Consider the following 17,420-nt stretch of genomic DNA (forward strand, 5'->3'; position numbering starts at 1 on the left):
AAGCCAACGCTCTTAGTGCCGGTCATTTAAACAATGATCGGCATTATTTTTTCTTGTAAGGCTCCATGCCCGCACGCGCCAATTCATCAGCACGTTCATTTTCCGGATGACCGGCGTGACCTTTAACCCAGTGCCATGTCACTTTGTGTAATTTGGTTGCTGCATCAAGCGCTTGCCATAATTCCGCATTCTTGACCGGTTTTTTCGCAGCCGTCTTCCATCCGTTTTTCTTCCAGCCATGTATCCAGCTGGAAATGCCGTCTTTCACATAGGACGAGTCCGTATAAAGCGCGACATCGTGAGGCCCACCTTTAAGCGCGTTAAGCGCACTGATAGCAGCCATAAGCTCCATACGATTATTGGTTGTGTCGGCTTCGCCGCCCTTAAGTTCTTTTTCATTATCACTGGCTTTAAGAATTGCACCCCAACCGCCAGGACCCGGATTGCCAGAACAGGCACCGTCTGTAAAAATCGATACGTTAGCCATCAGTGCATTAATCCATAAGTTGAAATGTCGCTCACCTGCGCATGGAACCGCATTTTTATAATATACTCTTCTGGGTCTTTTTTAACCACGAGAGAGCCTTCCGGTGTCGTCACCCAATCATATAGGCGCGTCAGCATGAAACGCAGCGCTGCCCCTTCACAAAGCATTGGCATAGCTTGGCGTTCTTCATCTGATAGCTTGCGTGAGGCATTATATGCTTCCAGCAACGCCGCCCCTTTAGCAGCATTGAAACCATGGTCAGCCTCAAAGCACCATGCATTGATGCAAACGGCGATGTCGTAAGCCAGCGCATCACTGCAGGCGAAATAAAAGTCGATGATACCGGAAAGTTCACCGCCAAGGAAAAACACATTATCGGGGAACAAGTCCGCATGAATGATACCGCGCTCTAGCTTTTCAGGCCAATTGGCTTCGAACTTATTGAGCGCTGCCTCAACCGCAACACGCAGCGCATCTTCCATATTAGGATGGGCTTCCACGCATTTATTCCAAAGTGGACGCCAGTCGCCCACAGTCAGTGAATTTTTGCGCTGCATGTTAAAGCCTTTTCCGGCTTCATGCATTTTTGCAAGCGTCGTGCCCAGAGCTCTACAGTGCTCAATGGTCGGCTCACGCATCCACACCCCTTCAAGAAAGGTGATCATTGCCGCAGGACGGCCAGCCAGTTGCCCAAGCACTTTTCCATCCTTGCGCACAACCGGCAGAGGACAGTTGATGCCGCTTTGCGCCAAATGCTCCATCAAGTTCAAGAAAAACGGTAGATCATCAGGGTTCACGCGTTTTTCGTAAAGCGTCAGAATGAAGTTAGCCTTCTCACAATGGACAAGGAAATTTGTGTTCTCAACACCTTCCGCGATGCCTTTATAGGAGAGCAAATCTCCAACATCATACTGCGCAATAAAAGCGGTTAGTTCGGCTTCAGTAATATCAGTGTAGACGGCCAATTATGCACCCGGTCCATTTAAAAACGCCATATCAGATGGCAAAAGTTCGGTTTCACGCAGATCCCGCATTACAGGAAAATTCTCATTTTCCTCAGCCGTCAGTGCTATTTCAATTGTCACATCGAAGTGCTGGCGAAAAGCATCAATGATTTCATCAACAACGATTTCAGGGGCAGATGCACCTGCAGACATGCCTAAGGTGCGAACATCTTTTAAAAGGCTAAAATCGAGCTCTGATGCGCGCTGTACCAACATGGAGCCTTTTGCCCCATGGCGCTTGGCAACTTCAACGAGGCGCATAGAATTGGAAGAATTTGGCGCCCCTACGATGATAAACATATCCGTTCCAACGGCGGCTTGTTTTACCGCTTCTTGGCGGTTTGTGGTTGCATAACAAATGCTCTCAGATGACGGTGCCGTTAGATTTTTAAATCGTGCTTCCAAAGCTGCGACCACATCAGCCGTATCATCAACAGACAAAGTGGTCTGCGTTACATAGCCGACATTGTTTTCATCTGGCACCTGTAATTCAGCCACCTGCTCTGGTGTCTCCACGAGCGTAACATCTTGAGGTTCAAGCTGGCCCATCGTGCCGATGACTTCGGGATGACCTGCATGGCCAATAAGCAGCACATGACGGCCAAGCCGCTGATGCCGCATGGCTTGTTTATGAACTTTTGAAACCAGCGGGCATGTTGCATCCAAATAGAAGAAATTGCGCGCTGCTGCGTCTTCAGGAACAGATTGCGGCACGCCATGAGCGGAAAATACAACCGGACGATCTTTATGTTCAGCAGGAATATCATCTAGCTCTTTAACAAAAATCGCGCCCCTATCCTTCAACCCATCAACGACAAATTTGTTATGGACAATTTCATGACGGACATAGACTGGTGTGCCGTATTTTTTGAGCGCTAAAACGACGATCTGGATTGCACGGTCGACGCCTGCGCAAAAGCCGCGAGGGGCGCACAGGCGTATAGTCAAAGGTGATTTGGAGGATTGAGCCATTAGAGTTTACTGCCTTGGCAAGCTAGTGTTGTAAAGACCTAAGAACCTCTGCGGTATCTTATCAAATAGTAACCCAAGACACCTATAAGTGTCAGCGCTAAACCAAACCATGTAACCGCATATTGCAAATGATTATTGGGCAAATTGATCATTGTCACGCCGCCAAAAGGCAAGAGTGAACGATTAGAATTGCGGTTTTGGTCAATAAAGAACGGCAGAAATTGATCAGCAGGTTTACCGGTTCGCGCAATCATTGCGTCCATGTCTTTCCAGTGAAAAACATTTTTCTCAACATCGTTTTCTGGAACGACCCAGCCCGCTTTTTCTTTAGGGGCTTTACGCGCTAAACCTGTGACATCTTGCGCGAATGAGACCAGCGTTTCAGGGCGTGATTTAGCATCCTTTAGCGCATAAGGCACAAACCCACGATTGACAAAAACATAGCGGTCTTTCTCAAGGTTGAGCGGCGTATAAATATAATAGCCCGACAAGCCGTCAAAAGTTGCAAAGAAATGCTGTTCATTATCGTGGTCGAAATAGCCCTGCGTTTTCACGGGCACATATTCGATATCATCACCTGTTTCAAAACGCTTCAGCAATTCAGCTAACGCAATTGGTTCGTCCGCAGTACGCGCTTCAATTGTCGCTAAAAGTTCTTCTTTCCATATAAGCCGCTTAACTTGCCATGTGCCAAGCGACACCAGAACGGCCAGCGTAATTGTACCGAAGAATAAAGCCAGCAAGAGCCATTTCTTTTTATTGTTAGGTGAAGCTGCTTCTGCTGTCATTTTTGTAGCCTTAAATGCAAACGGGCGACCATGTTTCCATGCCCGCCCGCTTAGCAATATTCAGATCATAATTAGCCGTGGTAAATCGGCGCGCCCCATGATCCCCAGATGTAAATCACGAAGAACAGGAAGAGCCATACAACGTCAACAAAATGCCAGTACCAAGCTGCGGCTTCAAAACCAAAGTGCTGTTTAGCTGTGAAATGACCAGCCATGGCACGTAGCAAACAAACGATCAGGAAGATTGTACCGACGAGAACATGGAAGCCATGGAAGCCAGTCGCCATGAAGAATGTCGCGCCATAAAGTGAATCAGAGAATGAATATGGCGCATGCGCATATTCATAAGCCTGAACACCGGTAAACACGACGCCGAGACCAATGGTTAGCGCGAGGCCCCATTTAAGACCAGAGCGGTCATTGTGAAGCAGTGCGTGGTGCGCCCAAGTGATTGTTGTGCCAGATAGAAGCAAAAGCAAAGTGTTATAAAGCGGCAAATGTAGAGGGTCGAGAACCTCCATGCCTGCAGGTGGCCACTGACCGCCTGTATAGCTCATACGGCTTACTTGAATTGCTTCATCATAGAAAATGCTGGCATCAAAAACAGCCCAGAACCATGCCACAAAGAACATAACTTCTGATGCAATAAACATGATCATGCCATAGCGAAGATGTATGGACACAACACGTGTATGATGACCTTCATGTGCTTCTTTGACGGTGTCAGACCACCAGCCAAACATTGTATAAAGCACAATTGCGAGGCCAATAAAGAACAGCCACGGATTTGCAAGCGGTAAGCCGAGCAAAGAGAAGTCATTGCCCTTTCCTGCTTGCATCCAGCCAACTGCGCCAATCATCATTACCAATGCGCCAAATGAGCCGAGAAACGGCCAAGGGCTTGGGTCGATGATGTGATAATCGTGATTTTTTGCGTGTGCGTCAGCCATAAAGACTACCCCCGGTTTCCAGCGATGTCAGATTTTTCATCGCCAAGCTTTGGTGTTTTTGTACTCAATTTTTCTGTTGGTGCAAGTGTTTCAACAGATTGAATTTTGTTGCCGCTTACCGCGCTTACTTGTGCAGGCGCATCGGCTTCATAAAAAGTGTATGACAGCGTGATCGTGCCAATATTTTTTGTTTCTATAGCGTTGACTATTTCTGGATCAACAAAGAACACAACAGGCATTTCCATGCTTTCGCCTGGTTGCAATGTTGTTTCAGTAAAACAAAAACATTCCATCTTGTTAAAATAGGCGCCTGCAGCTTGCGGCGTTACATTAAAGGTAGCTGTGCCTGTGGTTGGCACTGAAAGCATATTTTGCGCGCTATAAGCAATTTTCGTTTGCTCGCCAATTTTAATCGTAACTTCGCGCTGCAATGGTTTGAACTTCCAACCAAGCGCGCTGTCACCAATGTTCGAATCAAAGCGAACATTGATCGTTTTATCAAGAATGGTCTGTGAAGCTGCTTCAGTACGCTGCGTTGTTCCACCATAGCCTGTTACCTTGCAGAACAGGCTGTAAAGCGGAACAGAAGCATAGGCCAAACAAATCATGCCCGTAAAAAATGCGAAGCATGAAAAAGCAAGGCGCGCATTTTTATGCTTGCTGCTTTGGTCTGAAACTGTCTTTTGAACTGTCTCGCTCATTGCTGGTTAAAGCCTCGATTTTGCATAATTGCTGGACCAAATTTTACGACAGTGGCCACATAAAATACACCAACAAAAGCTACCAAACATAGTGCGATCGCAATGTTTCGCGCTTTGCGTGATTTAGCTTGCTTGTCGGTCAAGCTCACAAGCTCGATTATTTCACCCTCTTTGTGACGTGCTTCGGCCATTAGAAAATATCTCCTAGAGTGAAGGCAAGACCAAAAGTGCGAAACACAACTGCTTCAACGAGCAATGTGGCAAACACAGCGAACAACAAGAAAATGGAAAAGCCGAACAGATATTTTTCAGCTTTCAAACTTTCATCGGCGCCAGCAATCGCCCAGACCTTATAAGTCAGCCACAGAAAAGTGCCCGCGAGCAGCGTTGAAATGACGGCATAGGTAACGCCGCCAAATCCAAGAAATGCAGGCGCAACCGTTACAGGCAACAATAGCGCCGCATAAATGAGCATCTGATCGCGCGTTTTCTTTTCGCCAACAACATTCGGCAACATCGGCACACCGGCGTTATCGTAGTCACGCATTTTCCATAGCGCCAACGCCCAGAAATGCGGCGGCGTCCAAAGGAAGATGATCGCGAACAGTACCGCACTATCGATAGTCAACGTGCCAGTTACACAAGCCCAACCGATCATCGGCGGGAAAGCACCAGCAGCGCCGCCAATAACAATATTTTGCGGCGTCGAACGTTTTAGCCAGACGGTATAGATCACGGCATAGAAGAAGATTGTAAAGGCAAGCAGTCCTCCAGCGACCCAATTGGCCACAAGGCCAAGCGTGAGCACAGATAGAACCGATAGAATCACACCAAAGATCAGCGCTTCTGTTGGCGTAACACGGCCCGAAGGCACAGGACGTTTAACTGTGCGGGTCATGACGCCATCAATGTCGGAATCATACCACATGTTCAAAGCGCCAGATGCGCCTGCACCAACAGCAATTGCCAAAACAGAGAAGACGGCAAGGAATGGGTTGATTGCGCCGGGCGCTGCAAGCATGCCAACGAGCGCGGTAAAAACAACAAGGCGCATGACTTTTGGTTTAAGCAGCTCAAAATAATCCGCCGGTGTCGCTTCAGACACACGCGCATCATTTAAAACTATGTCTTCAACCATTGCCATTTAGCTTTGCTCTTTTAAAAAATGTCTTGTTTCTTTTGCTACTGCCCGAACCATTTGCATGATCCGGGCAGTGGAAGGTTTTAAATTGCCAATTTGCTTATTTAATGCGCGGCAATTGTTCCCACTGGTGGAACGGCGGCGGTGAAGGCAACTGCCATTCGAGTGTTGTTGCACCCTCGCCCCATGGGTTTGCGCCAGCTTCACGCTTGCGGGCAAATGCCTCAAACACACCCCAAAGGAAGATCAGGACACCAAAGGCAGACAGATAAGAACCATATGATGACACGAGGTTCCAGCCAGCATAGGCATCAGGATAATCGATATAGCGGCGCGGCATACCTGCAAGACCAAGGAAGTGCTGCGGGAAGAACAACAAGTTCACGCCAATGAACGTAACCCAGAAGTGAATACGGGCGATCATTGATGAGTACATGTAACCAGTCATTTTAGGGAACCAGTAGTACCATGCAGCAAAGATAGCGAACACAGCGCCCAGTGACAGAACATAGTGGAAGTGAGCAACCACGTAATATGTGTCATGAAGCGAGCGGTCGAGACCAGCATTGGCAAGCTGCACGCCCGTTACACCACCAACGGTGAACAGGAAGATGAAGCCGATTGCCCAAAGCATTGGTGAACGCATCTCAATAGAGCCGCCCCACATTGTGGCGATCCAAGAGAAGATTTTCACGCCTGTTGGCACCGCGATAACCATTGTTGCGAATACGAAGTAACGCTGAGTATCGAGTGAAAGGCCAACTGTGTACATGTGGTGCGCCCACACGATGAAGCCGACAACACCGATAGCAACCATCGCGTAAGCCATGCCCAAATAGCCAAATACTGGCTTCTTAGAGAATGTTGAAACGATGTGGCTGACAATACCGAATGCAGGCAAAATCAAAATATACACTTCAGGGTGACCAAAGAACCAGAACAAATGCTGGAACAAGATCGGATCACCACCGCCATCTGGTGCAAAGAATGCTGTACCAAAGTTACGGTCTGTCAAAAGCATTGTGATCGCGCCAGCAAGTACCGGCAATGAAAGAAGAAGCAAGAAAGCTGTGATCAATACAGACCATGCAAACAACGGCATTTTGTGCAGGGTCATGCCCGGCGCACGCATGTTGAAGATTGTCGTAATGAAGTTGATTGCACCAAGGATAGATGATGCACCAGCGATATGAAGCGACAGGATAGCAAAATCGACCGCAGGGCCAGGCTGACCTGACGTTGAAAGCGGCGGATACATTGTCCAACCACCGCCAACACCAAAGGCACCGGGTGCAGAAGGCATAAACATTGAAATCAGAAGCAAGATGAATGCCGGAGGCAACAACCAGAACGAGATATTGTTCATGCGAGGGAATGCCATGTCCGGCGCACCGATCATGATCGGCACCATCCAGTTAGCAAAACCACCAATAAGCGCTGGCATAACCATGAAGAAGATCATGACCAGACCATGGCCGGTGGTGAACACATTATACATGTGTTTACCGGCATCGAGCGCAGCATCGCCCTCTACACCATAAACCATTGAAGCAAGACCATGGAAGATCTGAATGCCCGGTTCAGCGAGTTCCCAACGCATCATAACGGAAAGGAAACCACCGAATACGCCTGCAAAGATCGCGAAGATCAAATAGAGCGTACCGATATCTTTATGGTTCGTCGAGAATACCCAGCGGCGAATAAAGCCCTGTGGTTTGTGATCGTCATGTGCACCATGTGCTACTGCGTCAGCCATGTAATTGTGCTCCTAAAAGGTCTTTAAAACTAATCTTATTCAGCGCTTGCGAGCTTATTTTTTACTTCGAGCGAAGCCATGAGGTTTTTATTTGCCTCATCAAGGCTTGCTTTTGCTGTACCTGCCCAAGCTTCATAATCCGCTTTTGAAACAGCACGAACGGCGATTGGCATAAACGCGTGGTCTTTGCCGCAAAGCTCTGAACACTGGCCATAATAAAGGCCTTCTTTTTCCACGTTAAACCAAGTCTCGTTCAAACGGCCAGGAACCGCGTCCATTTTAATGCCAAAAGAAGGCATTGCCCAGTTATGCAAAACATCACCAGCAGTCACGAGAATACGAACGGTTGTATTAACAGGCACGACAACTTCGTTATCAACAGCTAGCAAGCGCGGATAAACAGAAAGGTCTTCTTTACCTGCAGGGCGACCAGCTTCTGGCAACAGGATTGCGTCAAAAGAGATCGCATCTTCTTCTGTTTCGCCAATCTGGTACTCATAGCCCCAATACCACTGGTATCCGGTTGCTTTGATTGTCAGCTCAGCTTCACTTGGCGGCGTAAACTGACGCTCAAGAAGCTGGAATGATGGAACAGCCAAGAATAAGAGAATGACAACTGGCGCAACAGTCCAGACGACCTCAATCATTGTATGGTGGCTTGTACGTGATGGAATTGGATTAGCTTTGGCGCTAAACTTCACGATTACATAGATCAGAAGTGCCAATACCAACAAGGTGATCGGAATGATGAACCACAATGTGTATTCTTCAAACCAAATGATTTCACGCATAATGTCTGTCGCAGGCTCCTGAAAACGATACTGCCAAGGAGTTGGCTGATCGGCATAGGCCGCAACAGGCGCAAAAAGCCCTGTTAAAGATGTAAGTGCCAGTGCGGCACGGCGAGTCGTAGAATTGAACACGCTTTATTCTCCCGAATTGGACGGAATCGGATTCCGGCCACGTTTACTCGATTTATGGTAGGTCTTTACACTCTAAAGCAATCCAATCGCAACCATATGTGTGGCCAAATTGTGCGTCATTTGATCGCTACGCACCAGTTTTCCCACAGAGTCACACTATAACCGCCCACACAAATGCGGCAACAATCACTTTTTAACGCTTTACGCCATCTTTTTGCCGCGCTCAGGACCGCATAACAACGCCATCGGGGGTATCAATGGAAGACGCTATCAACTTGCGGTTTCTTTTAATCGCCTGTCGTCGTAAAAATAACCGTGGCGATTCGTGACGATTGCCTATTGGTCAATACCAACACATTAGATGGTTTATTCGCTTAATGATAAAATCGCTTACCAGTTTCAAATCTTCCCTCACTACTCTTGCAGCAAGTGCTGTCATTTTAATGACTGCATTGGCACCTCAAAGTGCTAGCGCTCAACAAGGTATTGTTCGCTCTACACATGGCGCTTGGTCAATCATTTGCGATACACCGGCAGGTGCTTCAAGCGAACAATGCGTATTGATGCAAAATGTCATCGCGGAAGATCGTCCAGAGCTTGGCCTATCTGTCATCGTTGTCAAAACCGCCGATAAGAAAGCCCGCATCTTGCGCGTTCTAGCGCCATTAGGGGTTCTGCTTCCAAACGGCCTTGGCCTCAACATTGACGGCAAAGACATAGGACGTGCATATTTTGTACGCTGCTTTGCAGATGGATGTTACGCGGAAGTCATATTGGAAGATTCGCTTCTCAGCAATTTCCAAGGCGGAACAGGCGCAACATTCATCGTGTTCCAAACACCTGAAGAAGGCATCGGCATTCCTGTGGACCTGTCCGGGTTTACAGAAGGCTTTAATGCGCTGCCTTAAAGTGACAAAACCTTGGCTGATCTATTTATCAGCCTTCGTTTTCTCGCCAGCTCTGGGGCAATAGGCTTTCAATGCGAATGACAAAGCGCTTGGAAAATTCTGCCCCACGCCCTTCTGCATCCAAACCAAACAGAAGCCTGCCCCAGCCTAAATTCTTGATGATCAAATGATAGGACAGCATTGAAAGCAATGCAGTGCCTATCATTACGGTTGCTAGGCTTGTTGAAAAACCAAAGCCATTTTTGATTGTGTAATAAAGCAGACCAACAATAATGGTCTGGTGAACAATGTAGAGTGGATAAACAGCTTTATTAAAGTAGCTTATGAAACCGTTTTTAAAGTTCAAGAAACGCAAGCCTAGAATTAAAAGCGTGTAAATCATCATCAGCGATAAGCAGATCGAGAAGGCTTTATATAAAGCGGTATGGTTTCCTCGATTACCAAGATTTAAATCAAACACATCGATCCAGAACAGAACATACATTGAAACGGAAACAATGACCGTCAGTGTAATAATCTCGGCTGTATGCAGAACAAGAAACCTATTTGCGACGATATGATTGCGCGCATAAAGATATCCAAACCCAAACCATGACAGATACACCGCTAGCCAAGCGAAATCATTGTAAAGTGTATTTGTTGCGCGTGGGAACCAAGGCGTTAACATCAGGTTCAAGGCCAAGGGCAGCAAAAACAGACAATATGAAGCGCGCGTTTGAAAGATCGTTGCAAAAACATTGTTGATCTTATCGCCAAGACGCGTGTTGAGAAACTTCATGACAGGGAAGAACAACATCGTCATCGTAAACAGGTAACCAACGAACCACATATGTGCCCAAGTGAAATTTCCGGTCGGGTATTTTCCTTCCATGAAATAACGCTCTGTCCAAAACTGCCAGAAATTTCCCTTATATCCATCAACGAGCATTCGCTCATACCAAACCTGCGGCGCACAAATGAGCGCCATTGCAAATAGTAATGGAACAACAAGCCTAACAGTTCTGGCTGTAATGAACTGAACATCAGATTGTTTGCGGAACGCAAAGTAAGTGCCTGCGCCAGAGATAAAGAACAGAAGCGATAAACGCCATACGCGCGGAAGATCCATGAGCAGCTCTAAGGTAGCGCTGGTATTTGGACTACTGATCAACCAAAAATCATTCGGGAAAAAACCCACCGCTGAATGATAAATAATAAGAATAGCAAATGCGATAACCCGCAACCAATCCAGATAATGTAAGCGTTCGCTGCTAGCCATTAAAACTCGCCTCTTGATACGCACCTCAGGTGCCATTTGGTCAGCTTTCAGTTTAACAAGTATATATCAAACGTAAAATAATGACTTAAAACAGAATCATTGCCACAAAGGTTCTACTGGCCACTCGAAATTAGCATTCATCCGGCCTATGTAAGTTTATATTATACAACTAGCCGGAGTGCTTCATGTCAGCCGTACCTAATCTGCTCGATCAGTTTGATATTTCAGAAGAGCGCGTAAGAGCATTGGTCTCTAACGCACTTACAAAAGCTGATGACGGCGAACTCTTTATGGAATATTCCGAAGGAGAAGTGCTTGGCTTTGATAATGGGCGTTTAAAAACCGGTTCATTCAACACATCTTCCGGCTTTGGGCTGCGCACTGTCGCTGGTGAGGCTGTCGGTTATGCTGAAAGTGATAATTTTTCAGAAGGTGCCCTTCTGCGTGCCGCAGATGCTGTAAGCGCTGTTACGGCCAATCATTCAGGCACATATTCCGACGCTCCGCAGCGCACAAACAAAAAGCTGTATGTTGATGGCAACCCAATTGGTGAGCCTTCATTCGAAACCAAAGTTAAGCTCTTACAAGACATTGATGCTTATGTTCGCGGCAAAGACGAACGTGTACGGCAGGTTTCTGCATCGCTTGCCGCCTCTTGGCAAGTTATCGAAATCCTGCGCGCAGATGGACATTTGGCAAAAGATATACGCCCAATGGTTCGCGTTAATGTGTCTGTTATTGTTGGTGAAGGTGACCGGCAAGAAACCGGTTCGCATGGTATGGGTGGGCGGCAATTATTCGGTGATTTTATCGCAACCGACACATGGCAACAGGCAGCTGATAGTGCGCTGCGCCAAGCACTGGTTAATCTTGAAGCGCGCCCTTCTCCAGCTGGTACAATGGATGTGGTGCTGGCCAATGGATGGCCTGGCGTGATGCTGCATGAAGCTGTGGGCCATGGGCTTGAAGGTGATTTCAACCGCAAAGGCACATCTGCTTTTGCGGGGCTTATGGGGCAGCAAGTTGCAGCAAAAGGCGTGACAGTGGTTGATGATGGCACGATTGATAATCGTCGCGGCTCATTGTCTATCGATGATGAAGGCACGCCATCTGGCTATAATGTTCTGATTGAGGACGGCAAACTCGTTGGCTATATGCAAGACAGGCAAAATGCCCGCCTTATGGGCATGAAACCGACGGGCAATGGCCGTCGTCAATCTTATGCTCATGTGCCAATGCCGCGCATGACAAATACTTACATGCTTGCTGGCGACAAGACCTCTGAAGAGATCATCTCATCGGTAAAGCGCGGCTTATATGCTGTGTCATTTGGCGGCGGACAGGTGGATATCACATCTGGTAAATTCGTTTTTGGCGCAACCGAAGCCTACATGATCGAGGATGGTAAAATCACTTATCCGGTCAAAGGTGCGATGATGATTGGTAACGGACCTGATGCCATGCACCGCGTTTCAATGGTCGGCAATGATCTTGCACTCGATAATGGCGTTGGCACCTGTGGTAAAGCTGGACAAGGTGTTCCCGTTGGCATTGGCCAGCCACATTTGCGCATGGACCAGATGACGATTGGTGGCACCGAGGCTTAAGCCTTGGACCACACATTTGATGACAGCGGCTTCCTTAGCGGCGTATAAAAGGCGTCGTGCTTTTTACGCCTTCTTTTAGCTGGCCATTCTCATCAAAATCATTATCTGCGTTAAACGTAATCATTGGAAGCGTATCGAAATTGGTGACTAACTCAGCTTGAGCTTTAAGTGTTTTCTGCAATCGAGTTTCAAGCTCAACGAGACGGTCGCCGCGGTTATATCCATGAACCCGATGCGCAAAGACCGGCTTCAAAACATCAAAGCCACAATAGCGCAGCGTATATGCCGATGGCCAAAGCAACATATTGGCATCAGCTTCTTTGCCATGCGGAGCGCTTTCAAGTTCACTTGATCCGGTGGTAACACAAAAGAGCGCTTTCTTGCCACGGCACATGCCGTTGTCGAAACGCTCTTGGACATTATGAAGCGCGCCATGTGCCAAAACTCTATCAAACCACCCCTTTAGAATTGCAGGCGGCCCGAACCACCACATTGGGAAATGGAAAATGAGGCGATCGGCTTTTTTGATTTTTTCAATCTCAGCAGCAATTTGCGGTGACAATTTGCTTTGTTCTGCTGCTTGTTCCTGCGCTTTTAGCGGATCAAAAGGGCCATCGTGATCAACGTAAAAATCAGCCCGCTCCGCAGGATCAAATCCCATGCGGTATAAATCCGACCATAGAACGTCATCACCCTGAGCCTGAGCTGCGCTAGCAGATGCTGCGGCCCAATTGGCATTGAAAGATGTAACCTCGGGATGAGCAAGAATAATGAGTGTGGTTGTCAAGCGGCTCTCCTATCGAGCCGTTATTAACACCCGCCTATTCAAATGCAAATTTTCCTCACATTTATTCAGCCCCTTATGGGGTGATTTTAGCGATTTGCTAAAACGTGCTCAAACATAGCATCTATAAAGTGAGATAGTGCACGCCCGACGAACGGACGCGCGACCTAATTATCTACTTCTTTTTCGGCTGTGCATTCATCGGAGATGCAGCGCCAATTTTCAAACCGCCGCTTACAGGTGCTGCCACAGCAGTCACTTTTTCCTTCTTGGGCTTTCGAGCTTCTTTGTTGCCGCGTATTTGACCTTTGGCCATGGCAAAATTCCTTTAAAAAACACCCGGATCGGGCACGCGAGAGCCTACACCCTGTCGCTGCCTCAAATATGGAGGAATTGCGGCGAAGAAAAATATATGTAATTCGACATATCTGTTTCAAAGTGATGCTCAACCATGACCTATGCTATACCCGCTCCAAGCCAACCAACTCTTGCGATCAACGGTTCAGATGATCTGTTTCCAGCCAGACGCATTTATTGTATCGGCCGCAACTATGCCGAACATGCGCGCGAAATGGGTCATGACCCTGATAAGGCCCCACCATTTTTCTTTGAAAAGCATCCCTCTTGCCTGCTTACAGGTGAAGGCCAACTGATTTTTCCATACCCTTCCGCGACACAAGATGTTCACCATGAGATCGAGCTTGTTGTTGCTTTAAAAGCAGGCGGAAAAGATTTGAGTGCAGAAGAAGCCGATAAAGCGATCTTTGGTTATGCGGTTGGCGTTGATCTCACCCGCCGCGATCTTCAAGCGGAAGCCAAGAAGCAAGGGCGCCCATGGGCTGTCGCAAAATCTTTTGATTATTCTGCGCCCTGCTCCGCACTTACCTGCATCGACAATCCTAATGATATTGCAAACGCAAAAATCTGGCTCGATAGAAACGGCGAACGCGTTCAGACAGGCACACTCGATCAGATGATCTGGCCTGTGCGCGATGCAATTGCCTATCTGTCGACTTTGTTTGAGTTGTTTCCTGGCGATCTTATTATGACCGGAACACCTGCTGGCGTTGGGCCTGTGGTGAGCGGTGATATATTGCAAGGCGGCGTAGAGGGCGTCGGAGAAGTTCAGTTCTTGGTCAAATAGGTCAACACTGCAGCGCTAGCCCAATAGAAAATGGCCGCATAAGAGCGGCCATAATTTGTTTCAGCATTCACTTGGCGAGCAAAGCCACATCAAGCGATGGCTTTGAGTGTCACCACATTCGTTTTTGCTGCTTCCTCGAAATGGTCACTCCAAAGACCATCGCGAATTTGCTGCGCTAAAAGGTCTTCAAACATATTGTTTGGCATTGGCTTTCCAAACAGGAACCCTTGAACCAACTGGCAACCTTCATTGCTCAAAGCAGACAAATGCGCTTCTGTTTCAACACCTTCTGCAAGCACAGGTATTTTCAAGCTGTTGCCCAAAATCATTGTTGATTTCAAAATCGCTGCAGAATGTTCGTTACGATCAATATCTTTGATAAACTCGCGGTCAATCTTGATCTTATCGAATGGAAAGTTGTGCAATGTAGCCAGTGTGGAATAGCCAGTACCATAATCATCCATAGCAATCAGCACGCCGAGTGCCTTCAATTTCTTGATGATTTTTAGTGCTTGTGAAGCATCTCCAATAATGCCGCTCTCCGTCACTTCTAGCTCAAGGCGTGATGGCTCCAAGCCTGTTTCATCCAGAACGTTCTTGACGATATCTGCGAATGAAGGATCGGCAAGCTGTTTGGCTGCAACATTGACCGCAACTTTAATCGGCACACTCCATTTTGAGGCAACAGTACATGCTTCTCTTAGCACCCAAGTGCCAAGCTCATTGATGAAACCTGTTTCTTCCGCAATTGGAATAAACACATCGGGCGTTATGTTGCCGCGCGCAGGATTATGCCAACGCAGCAGCGCTTCAACACCGGTAATTTTGCGTGTTTGAGCGTCATTTTGAAGCTGATAATGAACCGTTAGCTCTTCATTCTCGATTGCAGAGGCAAGCGCTGTCGCCAAAGTTGCGCGCTCTCTATTGGCGCTATCCATGGCTTTGTTATACCCAACAACACAGTCTTTACCGCTGCTCTTGGCGTGATACATCGCCAAATCAGCCTGCTCCAACAATTTGATCGGGTTTTCGCTATCCCAAGGGAACATTGAAAAGCCGAGGCTGGCTTTTGTTGAGATATCAGCATCATTCCACATGATCGGCTGACGTATCGCTTTTAAAATACGCTCTGCAAATTCGGAAGCATCGCTTTTGCCAGAGACACCTGACTTGAGTGCAACAAACTCATCACCGCCAAAGCGACCAATCATTTCACCGGGCTTAAGGTTTTGTGATACATGCGCACTGATGGATTTAAGCAAATGGTCGCCTGCGGCATGGCCATGAACATCGTTGATGCTCTTAAAGCGGTCCAAATCAATACCAACCACTGCAACGCCGTGATTATCTGGCAATGGCGCCAAGATAAAATCTTTCAGGTATTTTTCGCATCCGTGCCGATTTGGAATACCCGTCAATGGATCATGTAGCGCAAGGTATTTATAATGCTCAGAAGTTGCGCTTTCATTCTTCATATCGATCATGCTGGTAATGAATGTTGTTAGGTACAAACATCCCATTAGGACGATAATACCAGATCCAAGCGCAGCATTAGAAACAAGCTTTTCAACTTCAACGCTCATATTGGCAGGTATGAGCGTCAAACCGCTCATACTGGTAAAATGCATCAAAGCCACAGCAACGATGAAGGCAGCAGCGCCCCAATGATTATGGTGTTTTGTAAAATTCCTAGCAGTGAGTGAAACACAAACTATGCCGATTAATGCTCCAAGCAAGATCGAAGCAACCACAGTTGGGGTGTCCCAATGTATGCCGCCTTGGATTTTCATTGCGGCCATTCCGGTATAGTGCATTGAACTGATGCCTATGCCGAGAACCGCGCCTCCAATTTCAATAAGTAAAGAGTTTGTTTTTTGTGATGCGATCGCAAAACCAAGCATCGTCGTACAAACAACGATTACCAAAGAAACGATTGTAAGTGTCAGATCATAGCCAAGAATAAGATCACTCTTATAGGCCAGCATAGCAACGAAATGGGTGCTCCAAATGGTGCCGCCGCCAATCATGCCCGACAATATCAACCAGAGCCTCTGAATCTCATTTCTGGTTTCTCGCGCCCGTGTAAACAGGCGTATCGTCACAATTGATCCGATGAATAGAATAAGTACTGCACACGCCAATAATATTGGATCATGAAGGTATACGACACAATTGAATAGTTTTTGCATAAATCCACCGCTTTGTTTCGTGTGCAGTGGCGCGTTTCTAGTAAATTCAATGTTAAAAACGGACGCAAGTTCTTCTAAACTGTGCGCAGACGGCTCTCAAAAAGCCGAATAATGCGCGCTATAGTTGATGAAATTTTAAGGGAACCGCTCAAATACAAGACAATGGTGCTAAATGCTTACTTTTGGATTTAGCCAAGCTTCCAAATAAGGCACCAACAACTCCACTGTGGATTGGCAGTTGTGTATAGCACAAAATTTTAAAGCCATCGCCTGCACTGAAAACGCTTGAACACCTTCTGCAAGCATTTGAGGTGAAACATCGGTTCGAAATGGTCCATCAGAAAGCCAATCTGCAAGAACCCTTGCCTGACGATCAAAAGTCATCGCAATAGCCCCGACCTCCTGAATAGCAGCAGCCCCAGAGTGCCTTATAATCACATCAAACACATAGCGCTCACTCGTCATGAAATCTAAGAGCGGCATCATCATTTCAACGAGATGAGGAACATCTTTAGGCTTAGGATTCGTTTCAATCTTATCCAGCAGCATATCGATTCTGGAGCCTATACACAGTTCCATGAGAGCGTCTTTATCTTTGAAATGAGAAAAGAACGTTCCCTTGGCAACACCTGCACCCGTTACCACGTCTTCGACGCGCAATGCTTCGAATCCGTTCTTATCGATTAGCTCGTTTGAGACGCTAATCAAACGCGAACGTGTCACTTTCGATCTACTTTGGACAGGTGTCTTCATGTCTGTGCCTTCTCATAGTTTGTGACCGCAGTCAAATTAGCAGTTGACCGCGGTC

The 17,420-nt window shown here is 47.1% G+C and carries 18 protein-coding genes; 3 read left to right on the top strand and 15 right to left on the bottom strand.

Annotation, left to right across the window (positions count from 1 at the left end):
• Positions 1-43 precede the first annotated feature (43 nt).
• The 10 genes from rnhA to coxB form a co-directional block, all read right to left on the bottom strand.
• A complete protein-coding gene (rnhA, locus tag N530_RS0107130; RefSeq protein WP_018689379.1) occupies positions 44-487 on the bottom strand; it encodes a ribonuclease HI in 444 nt (147 codons plus the stop codon).
• Positions 487-1,452 carry a homoserine kinase gene (locus N530_RS0107135; RefSeq protein WP_026480138.1) on the bottom strand — a complete coding sequence of 322 codons (966 nt, stop codon included), beginning with the start codon at positions 1,450-1,452 and terminating at the stop codon, positions 487-489. Before N530_RS0107135 ends, rnhA begins: the two co-directional genes overlap by 1 nt.
• Positions 1,453-2,463, bottom strand: coding sequence for a 4-hydroxy-3-methylbut-2-enyl diphosphate reductase (ispH, locus tag N530_RS0107140; protein WP_026480139.1), 1,011 nt, complete (start codon positions 2,461-2,463; stop codon positions 1,453-1,455).
• Positions 2,464-2,501: 38 nt separating this feature from the next.
• A complete protein-coding gene (locus N530_RS0107145) occupies positions 2,502-3,251 on the bottom strand; it encodes an SURF1 family protein (RefSeq protein ID WP_026480140.1) in 750 nt (249 codons plus the stop codon).
• A 71-nt stretch (positions 3,252-3,322) separates the two neighbouring features.
• Entirely contained in the window at positions 3,323-4,201 is an 879-nt protein-coding gene (locus N530_RS0107150; protein ID WP_018689383.1) for a cytochrome c oxidase subunit 3, read from the bottom strand.
• Between the two features lie 5 nt (positions 4,202-4,206).
• Positions 4,207-4,902 carry a cytochrome c oxidase assembly protein gene (locus N530_RS0107155; RefSeq protein ID WP_026480141.1) on the bottom strand — a complete coding sequence of 232 codons (696 nt, stop codon included), beginning with the start codon at positions 4,900-4,902 and terminating at the stop codon, positions 4,207-4,209.
• Positions 4,899-5,093: a hypothetical protein gene (locus tag N530_RS0107160; RefSeq protein WP_035266589.1), complete on the bottom strand. Its 195-nt coding sequence runs from the start codon at positions 5,091-5,093 to the stop codon at positions 4,899-4,901. The genes N530_RS0107155 and N530_RS0107160 overlap by 4 nt, the downstream gene beginning before the upstream one ends.
• Positions 5,093-6,046 carry a heme o synthase gene (locus tag N530_RS0107165; RefSeq protein WP_026480143.1) on the bottom strand — a complete coding sequence of 318 codons (954 nt, stop codon included), beginning with the start codon at positions 6,044-6,046 and terminating at the stop codon, positions 5,093-5,095. Before N530_RS0107165 ends, N530_RS0107160 begins: the two co-directional genes overlap by 1 nt.
• Positions 6,047-6,143: 97 nt before the next feature.
• Positions 6,144-7,799 (bottom strand): cytochrome c oxidase subunit I, encoded by a 1,656-nt coding sequence (gene ctaD / locus N530_RS0107170; RefSeq protein WP_026480144.1) that lies wholly within the window; start codon positions 7,797-7,799, stop codon positions 6,144-6,146.
• Between the two features lie 35 nt (positions 7,800-7,834).
• The gene (gene coxB / locus N530_RS0107175) at positions 7,835-8,722 is read right to left on the bottom strand and encodes a cytochrome c oxidase subunit II (protein ID WP_026480145.1); all 888 of its coding nucleotides are present in this window, start codon (positions 8,720-8,722) and stop codon (positions 7,835-7,837) included.
• Positions 8,723-9,099: 377 nt separating this feature from the next.
• On the opposite strand from coxB, the gene N530_RS0107180 reads away from it, so the two are divergent.
• On the top strand, positions 9,100-9,630 hold the full coding sequence (locus tag N530_RS0107180) for an invasion associated locus B family protein (protein ID WP_026480146.1): 531 nt from the start codon (positions 9,100-9,102) through the stop codon (positions 9,628-9,630).
• Between the two features lie 28 nt (positions 9,631-9,658).
• On the opposite strand, the gene N530_RS17600 is transcribed toward N530_RS0107180, so the two are convergent.
• Positions 9,659-10,888: an acyltransferase gene (locus N530_RS17600; RefSeq protein WP_051540809.1), complete on the bottom strand. Its 1,230-nt coding sequence runs from the start codon at positions 10,886-10,888 to the stop codon at positions 9,659-9,661.
• Positions 10,889-11,073: 185 nt separating this feature from the next.
• Here N530_RS17600 and tldD point away from each other — a divergent pair, with 185 nt between their 5' ends.
• A complete protein-coding gene (gene tldD, locus N530_RS0107190; protein WP_026480147.1) occupies positions 11,074-12,495 on the top strand; it encodes a metalloprotease TldD in 1,422 nt (473 codons plus the stop codon).
• A 34-nt stretch (positions 12,496-12,529) separates the two neighbouring features.
• Here the strand turns inward: tldD and N530_RS0107195 are convergent, their stop codons facing one another.
• A complete protein-coding gene (locus N530_RS0107195) occupies positions 12,530-13,282 on the bottom strand; it encodes an NAD(P)H-dependent oxidoreductase (protein ID WP_026480148.1) in 753 nt (250 codons plus the stop codon).
• A 172-nt stretch (positions 13,283-13,454) separates the two neighbouring features.
• Positions 13,455-13,595 (bottom strand): hypothetical protein, encoded by a 141-nt coding sequence (locus N530_RS19185; protein ID WP_202899040.1) that lies wholly within the window; start codon positions 13,593-13,595, stop codon positions 13,455-13,457.
• 135 nt (positions 13,596-13,730) lie between these two features.
• Here N530_RS19185 and N530_RS0107205 point away from each other — a divergent pair, with 135 nt between their 5' ends.
• Complete coding sequence (locus tag N530_RS0107205; protein ID WP_026480149.1) at positions 13,731-14,423, top strand: fumarylacetoacetate hydrolase family protein; 693 nt, start codon at positions 13,731-13,733, stop codon at positions 14,421-14,423.
• Positions 14,424-14,512: 89 nt separating this feature from the next.
• Here N530_RS0107205 and N530_RS17605 read toward each other — a convergent pair whose 3' ends face one another.
• On the bottom strand, positions 14,513-16,612 hold the full coding sequence (locus N530_RS17605; protein ID WP_081773915.1) for a bifunctional diguanylate cyclase/phosphodiesterase: 2,100 nt from the start codon (positions 16,610-16,612) through the stop codon (positions 14,513-14,515).
• A gap of 168 nt (positions 16,613-16,780) precedes the next feature.
• Positions 16,781-17,365, bottom strand: coding sequence for a TetR/AcrR family transcriptional regulator (locus N530_RS0107215; RefSeq protein WP_026480150.1), 585 nt, complete (start codon positions 17,363-17,365; stop codon positions 16,781-16,783).
• Positions 17,366-17,420 lie beyond the last annotated feature (55 nt).

Origin of the sequence: Ahrensia sp. 13_GOM-1096m (genome assembly GCF_000620605.1) — a bacterium.
Taxonomy (GTDB): Bacteria; Pseudomonadota; Alphaproteobacteria; order Rhizobiales; family Rhizobiaceae; genus Ahrensia; species Ahrensia kielensis.

Coding starts and splice junctions, on each gene's coding strand:
- rnhA (WP_018689379.1), bottom strand. CDS start 487: ATGGCTAACGTATCGATTTTTACAGACGGTGCCTGTTCTGGCAATCCG.
- ispH (WP_026480139.1), bottom strand. CDS start 2,463: ATGGCTCAATCCTCCAAATCACCTTTGACTATACGCCTGTGCGCCCCT.
- N530_RS0107145 (WP_026480140.1), bottom strand. CDS start 3,251: ATGACAGCAGAAGCAGCTTCACCTAACAATAAAAAGAAATGGCTCTTG.
- N530_RS0107150 (WP_018689383.1), bottom strand. CDS start 4,201: ATGGCTGACGCACACGCAAAAAATCACGATTATCACATCATCGACCCA.
- N530_RS0107155 (WP_026480141.1), bottom strand. CDS start 4,902: ATGAGCGAGACAGTTCAAAAGACAGTTTCAGACCAAAGCAGCAAGCAT.
- N530_RS0107160 (WP_035266589.1), bottom strand. CDS start 5,093: ATGGCCGAAGCACGTCACAAAGAGGGTGAAATAATCGAGCTTGTGAGC.
- N530_RS0107165 (WP_026480143.1), bottom strand. CDS start 6,046: ATGGCAATGGTTGAAGACATAGTTTTAAATGATGCGCGTGTGTCTGAA.
- ctaD (WP_026480144.1), bottom strand. CDS start 7,799: ATGGCTGACGCAGTAGCACATGGTGCACATGACGATCACAAACCACAG.
- N530_RS0107180 (WP_026480146.1), top strand. CDS start 9,100: ATGATAAAATCGCTTACCAGTTTCAAATCTTCCCTCACTACTCTTGCA.
- N530_RS17600 (WP_051540809.1), bottom strand. CDS start 10,888: ATGGCTAGCAGCGAACGCTTACATTATCTGGATTGGTTGCGGGTTATC.
- tldD (WP_026480147.1), top strand. CDS start 11,074: ATGTCAGCCGTACCTAATCTGCTCGATCAGTTTGATATTTCAGAAGAG.
- N530_RS19185 (WP_202899040.1), bottom strand. CDS start 13,595: ATGGCCAAAGGTCAAATACGCGGCAACAAAGAAGCTCGAAAGCCCAAG.
- N530_RS0107205 (WP_026480149.1), top strand. CDS start 13,731: ATGACCTATGCTATACCCGCTCCAAGCCAACCAACTCTTGCGATCAAC.
- N530_RS17605 (WP_081773915.1), bottom strand. CDS start 16,612: ATGCAAAAACTATTCAATTGTGTCGTATACCTTCATGATCCAATATTA.
- N530_RS0107215 (WP_026480150.1), bottom strand. CDS start 17,365: ATGAAGACACCTGTCCAAAGTAGATCGAAAGTGACACGTTCGCGTTTG.